This window comes from Iodobacter sp. CM08, assembly GCF_033446605.1.
In the GTDB taxonomy this organism is placed as follows: Bacteria; Pseudomonadota; Gammaproteobacteria; order Burkholderiales; family Chitinibacteraceae; genus Iodobacter.
Genome location: NZ_JAWQUO010000079.1, coordinates 1 through 4,917 on the forward strand (window position 1 = coordinate 1; position 4,917 = coordinate 4,917).

Consider the following 4,917-nt stretch of genomic DNA (forward strand, 5'->3'; position numbering starts at 1 on the left):
GTTTCAATCGTCGAGCAGACCTGTGCGCTCTGATTCCTCGATTACTCAAAGCCGTGATGCAGGCTAAACCTTGTCCAAGAGGGGTATTTCAAGCCTTAATTGAGCAAGAGACATAATCAGGTAGATGTTTGCGCAAAATTACTTGTTAATCGGCCGGATGCGGGAAGCCACTCGGCTGCGTTTCTGCATTCCATATAGATGGATTGAATGGCTGGATAGTCCGCAGGTGTTGCGGTGCGAATTTTTGGTGTGTTGGCTGCAGGTGGAGAGGTGATCGCTTTTGAGGTTTGAATGTGAATTCCTTGACTAAAGTTATTCAGTAATAAGCTGTTTTTATGGATAAATACTATTTTTCCCTTGGTTTTGTTAATTTGGGTAAAGGCTTGAAACGTATCTTACTTAGCTCAATTAATTCAATATTGTCAGGGTTGGCAAGCCATCTTCGTGTTTCGATAAAGCCAAAAAAAACTGTAAAGCGGCACTGCGGGGATATTTTTCGCCTCAGTGGAAACTGTGAAGTTACATTGGTCAAAAAGCGATAGAGTTCTCTCCAACAGGCCGCTGCCTCTTGGCCGTATGCAGCCATTTACACCGCATGAATTTGGGCTGCAACAGCGTGGTTTTTGTTGAGTAATGCCACAAATTGGCTTGAAATCATTTTCTGCGCTCTAGGTATTAGAAGTAAAAAAGCTGCTGTCTTTACTCATTACCTTACTTGATGCACAAAGCGTGCTTCTGTTTGGAAAAGGGGTATTAAGTCGTGCTAAGTGCTAAGTGCTAAGTGCTAAGTGCTGAGTTTTTAAGTTATTGAGTCTTTCGGGAATCAGTATCGTCATTCCCGCGCAGGCGGGAATCCAGCTACGCGACTAGATCCTCGACAAAAACACTTGGGGTGACGCTTCTTTAGCCCGTTTAAAATTCATGAAAACTTGTAATTTACTACTTAGGCCACTTATGCAGTTGCAATTTGCTCGAGAATCGAGGGTAGTGCCAGCATGCTTGAAAACGTATTGCCTTGCGCTACTAAGTGTGGGGCGTAGTGAAGCGCTTGCATGCCAGCAGCGGCGGCTTTGAGGCCGACAGGGCTATCCTCTACTACAACACATTGTTCAGGAGCAAAGCCTAGCGTGGCTGCGGCATGCAAAAATAAAGCAGGGTCGGGCTTCCATGATTTGACGAGGTAAGAGCTAAATAGCCTTTCGCCAAAATGTGCCGCAAGTCCCGTAATGGCAAGAGCATGCCTGATTTTTTCAGTAGGCCCGCTGGATGCTATGCATCATGGGTGCTGGATTTGCCCTAGCATTTCAGGTACACCCCGCATTGGCTTTAACTCCGTCGCAAATAAATCCGCTACACGCTGGCGGTAACGGACTTCAAACCCTTCTGGCAATGAGTGACCCAGTTTATTTTCGATATCGCTAAGAATCTCCGCAAGTTTCTTCCCTCGGTAACGGTTAACCAGGGACACGACTGTTTCGCTTAGCGAAGGAAGCAGGTCGAGAAAAGCTTGGTTGCAGAGGGGCTCGTTATCAACCAGTGTGCCGTCAAGATCAAAAATCACGAGCAACTGAACCATATGGTAGGCCTGATTTTAGAAGGGTGCCTCAATTCTATCAACTTAAGGACAATGTCTTAGTCGTAACGCACTGAGGCTTAAGTTAATGGTATTGGATAAGCCTTACTTGGCAATTTTAGTTTGTTTTTCCCAGATAGATAAAATTGCATCTAATCGTTGGGATTGTTGCTCTTGTTTTGTAAGTAGTAAATCTGCTCGTTGCTGCTGCTCTTCGGCCTTAGTGGCTTGCTCCACATATTTCTTCATTGCTAATGTTTGATTTGCCGACTCTGCTGAAGCTTCAGGGGGAGCGGTTGGCCGTATTAAGCAGATCCATATAATGCCAAAAACAATAGAAAAAATTATTGTTTTAATGAGAAAAATAGCGGATTGCTTGATGATTGTATGCATGAATAAGTCGTCCGATAGTCATTTTATGCTTAAGTTTTGATGAGTAAGCAAACTTATTGTATTGAGATTGTTGAATGGGTTATTGATGGCGATTGTTGAATACGCAACCAAGGCCAGCGTTGCTGGTAAGACGCGGCTTTCTTGGTAAACAAGGGCTCGTGTGGGGTGATGGGGTTAGGTGTAAGCAGGCCTTGGTATAATAGCTGAAGGCCATTGGGTGCGTACACTTCTTGATTGTTGATGCCCACGCAGGTTGCCGGAATAAGAAAGCGATCAATGCCTTCTTTGCTGCTACTTAAAGGAGGATAGGGATGGCCGAAGTCTGCTTCGTACCAGCAATGCACACGGGCTTGGTTGGCTACTTCTACGCGGATATTTAGGTCTGCCAATACCGCCTCCACATGCTGCTGAACTTTATACTCCGCCGCTGCGCTGAGATCTGTTGCATCGAAGTAAAAGAAATCGTAGTCCTTAATGTGGCTTTCGGGGGCTTGGCCTGAGAGCGTGTTCCAAATGGTTTGGAAAAGACAGCCAGCCACTAGCCAGCCCTCTTTAAGCCCTAAATCATCCCAGCGCGCAATGATTTTTGCGTTATTGCTATTTTGTAGTACGTCGGCAAGAAATTTTGCTTGCATGGTGGCGTTGTCCCCTCATCTTAAAAAGCGCTACTGCATTTTATTGCAGTAGCGCTGATGGGGTGGATTATTTAATCATCTTTGCAACTTTTGCTTCAAATTCATCAAAGCGTTGTTTTAACGCCTGCATTTCGGTTTTTTTCTCTGCTTGGCCTAAAAATGAATACTGGATGCTATTCATGGCCGTATTTTTTAGCTCGTCGTAAGATGGTTTGTAGCGGCTGGCGTAGAGTAGGTATTCGCCGCTGAGATTATTGCGCGATACTCCAGGATCATCGCTGGATATTACAAAGGGCACACCGTGGCGGCGGTAAACTTGAATAGGGTGCGCTTCGTTTTTTACCCCAAGAATAAACTCATTACTGCTGAGGTTAACTTCTACCGCAATATCTTTTTCTTTTAGTTTCTTTAAAAGAAGATCGGCATTTTTCTCGTGGGTAATATCAATGCCGTGGCCGATACGATTTGCGCCAGCGATTTGTACTGCGTCATTAATATGATTCTTTAATCCTTCTGGCGGCACCATGCCTAGCGCTAATTCACCTGCGTGCAGGGCTAGCTTGCTATCTGGGTAACGTTTTTTAAAGAATTTAAACATCTGCATATGCAAATCATAATCACGCATCGCAACGTGTTCATTTTCTGGCCCGACAATATTAACGGCCACAATTAAATCGCTGGCTTTATCTGCGGCAAAAGCGGAATACATTTGGCTAAAGACCAGCGATGGGGATAAATTACGCAATACATAGGCTTGCACGCGTAACTTAAAATCGCTGCTATCAATGCCTTTGGCGGCGTCTTCCATAGTTTTGATATAGGCGCTAATTTGCTGCTGGCTGGTGGCGTCTTGCGCCATAAAATCGGCGTAACGGGCAAAAATGGCTTCAGCATTGTTTGGGTTTTGTACTAACTGGTTTACTTCTTGGTCTAATTCTTTATTGCTGATACCAGGGGCCAAATCGACCATGGTTTCTAAGTATTGTACGTTTTCTGCCTGCGCACGCTCTTTTAAAGATTGAAAGCCTTCGTGCATGGCATAGCTGGCAACGGGCATAAAATAGAAGAAGGTATTAAAGAAGTTTTGATCGGGGGCGGGCTGATCATGGCTATGGTTGCTGAAATCTTTATCCGACCATTTTTGCAGTAATTCACGATAAAAAGCATTATTTTGGCGGGTGGCATCGGCGCTTAGGCAAATTTTGCTACTTGCTTCGCTAGGGCTGGTGTTGATATGAAATTTTTGAGCGTTGAGTGCGGCATTGTCTTCGCTATAAATGCAAAATTTTTGTCGGCCTACCCATTCTAGATAGGTTTCAGCATAAATAGCGCCAGAATAATGGTGATGTAAATCAGCACCCTTAGGCAGCATATTCATCAATAGCCCCAGCTCTGCCGTATTGGGTGTGTGGGCGCTGATTAATTGCGAATAGTATTGCTTGGTTTGCGTGTAGTTATTATTGATATCTTTTGCGTGGCCAGCCCCGATTGCAAGTAGGCAGAGTACAAGTAGTTTAGTTTTCATCTTAATCATCTTTTATGGGTGGAATGGTTAATTATAGGCCGCAGTAAAGGAGTAAATGAATAAGGTGTTAGAGCGCTTGCATTTTTTTTAATTGAAGTGTTGAGTGTTTTTAATGCCAGTGTAAACAGATACTTGATTGATATAAAAGGGGAAATTGGAAGAGGGGAAAGCTAAGTTTTTTCTTGGCGAAAATCATACGCCAACTCTTTGTATAAATGAATTTGAAATTAATTAATTATTGATGATAAGCAGAATATGAATAAATTAAATGTTGTAGATTTTTTTTCTGCATAGTTAAACCTTTTTTTTTCTGCGGCAAGGATTAGATAGCATGGTTGATTTAACAACGGTAGGATTTTTCTAGTTGTTTTGAATGCATCAAGCCTTTGTAAAGTTCTTTGGCTGATTATTTCTAGCCAAGCCCGCATGGCTTGTGGGCGGCAGGATCGTATTTATGCCGCTGTTCCCAAATGGCATCACAAGCCCGCTGAGTTTTGGGATGCGCATGTTGCGCTTGGGGGGCTTGTATTACTGCGTGCCTAAGCGAGAAGGCTTTATTTGGCGATGCCTATAGCTGAGCACGCGGGTCATTTTCCACTTTTCCTCAGAGAGTTGCCAAATGGTGGTGAAGCCCGCCATGCCTTCGCACTTATTGTCTGCGAGGCTACTGAGGGCTGCGTCAATCACGGACACCACGCTTTGGGTTTATTTCTAATTTTCTAGCTCAAACTGCTTAGCAAATACCGCTGGTGCCTCGTCGTTCAGACGCGAATGGCGACGGATCCGATTGT

At 44.2% G+C, this 4,917-nt stretch carries 4 protein-coding genes and 1 pseudogene; all 5 read right to left on the reverse strand.

Annotated features, from left to right (window positions below):
- Nucleotides 1-952 precede the first annotated feature (952 nt).
- The 5 genes and pseudogenes from R6242_RS21925 to R6242_RS21945 all read right to left on the reverse strand — a co-directional run bounded on the left by R6242_RS21925 (nt 953) and on the right by R6242_RS21945 (nt 4,813).
- Nucleotides 953-1,576 (reverse strand): annotated as a pseudogene (locus tag R6242_RS21925) (HAD-IA family hydrolase).
- 102 nt (nt 1,577-1,678) lie between these two features.
- Complete coding sequence (locus R6242_RS21930) at nt 1,679-1,966, reverse strand: hypothetical protein (RefSeq protein WP_318430974.1); 288 nt, start codon at nt 1,964-1,966, stop codon at nt 1,679-1,681.
- 53 nt (nt 1,967-2,019) lie between these two features.
- Nucleotides 2,020-2,601 carry a nucleotidyltransferase family protein gene (locus tag R6242_RS21935; protein WP_318430976.1) on the reverse strand — a complete coding sequence of 194 codons (582 nt, stop codon included), beginning with the start codon at nt 2,599-2,601 and terminating at the stop codon, nt 2,020-2,022.
- Between the two features lie 67 nt (nt 2,602-2,668).
- Complete coding sequence (locus R6242_RS21940; RefSeq protein ID WP_318430978.1) at nt 2,669-4,126, reverse strand: hypothetical protein; 1,458 nt, start codon at nt 4,124-4,126, stop codon at nt 2,669-2,671.
- Between the two features lie 528 nt (nt 4,127-4,654).
- Complete coding sequence (locus R6242_RS21945; protein ID WP_318430980.1) at nt 4,655-4,813, reverse strand: hypothetical protein; 159 nt, start codon at nt 4,811-4,813, stop codon at nt 4,655-4,657.
- Between the last annotated feature and the right edge of the window lie 104 nt (nt 4,814-4,917).

Coding starts and splice junctions, on each gene's coding strand:
- R6242_RS21935 (WP_318430976.1), bottom strand. CDS start 2,601: ATGCAAGCAAAATTTCTTGCCGACGTACTACAAAATAGCAATAACGCA.
- R6242_RS21930 (WP_318430974.1), bottom strand. CDS start 1,966: ATGCATACAATCATCAAGCAATCCGCTATTTTTCTCATTAAAACAATA.
- R6242_RS21940 (WP_318430978.1), bottom strand. CDS start 4,126: ATGAAAACTAAACTACTTGTACTCTGCCTACTTGCAATCGGGGCTGGC.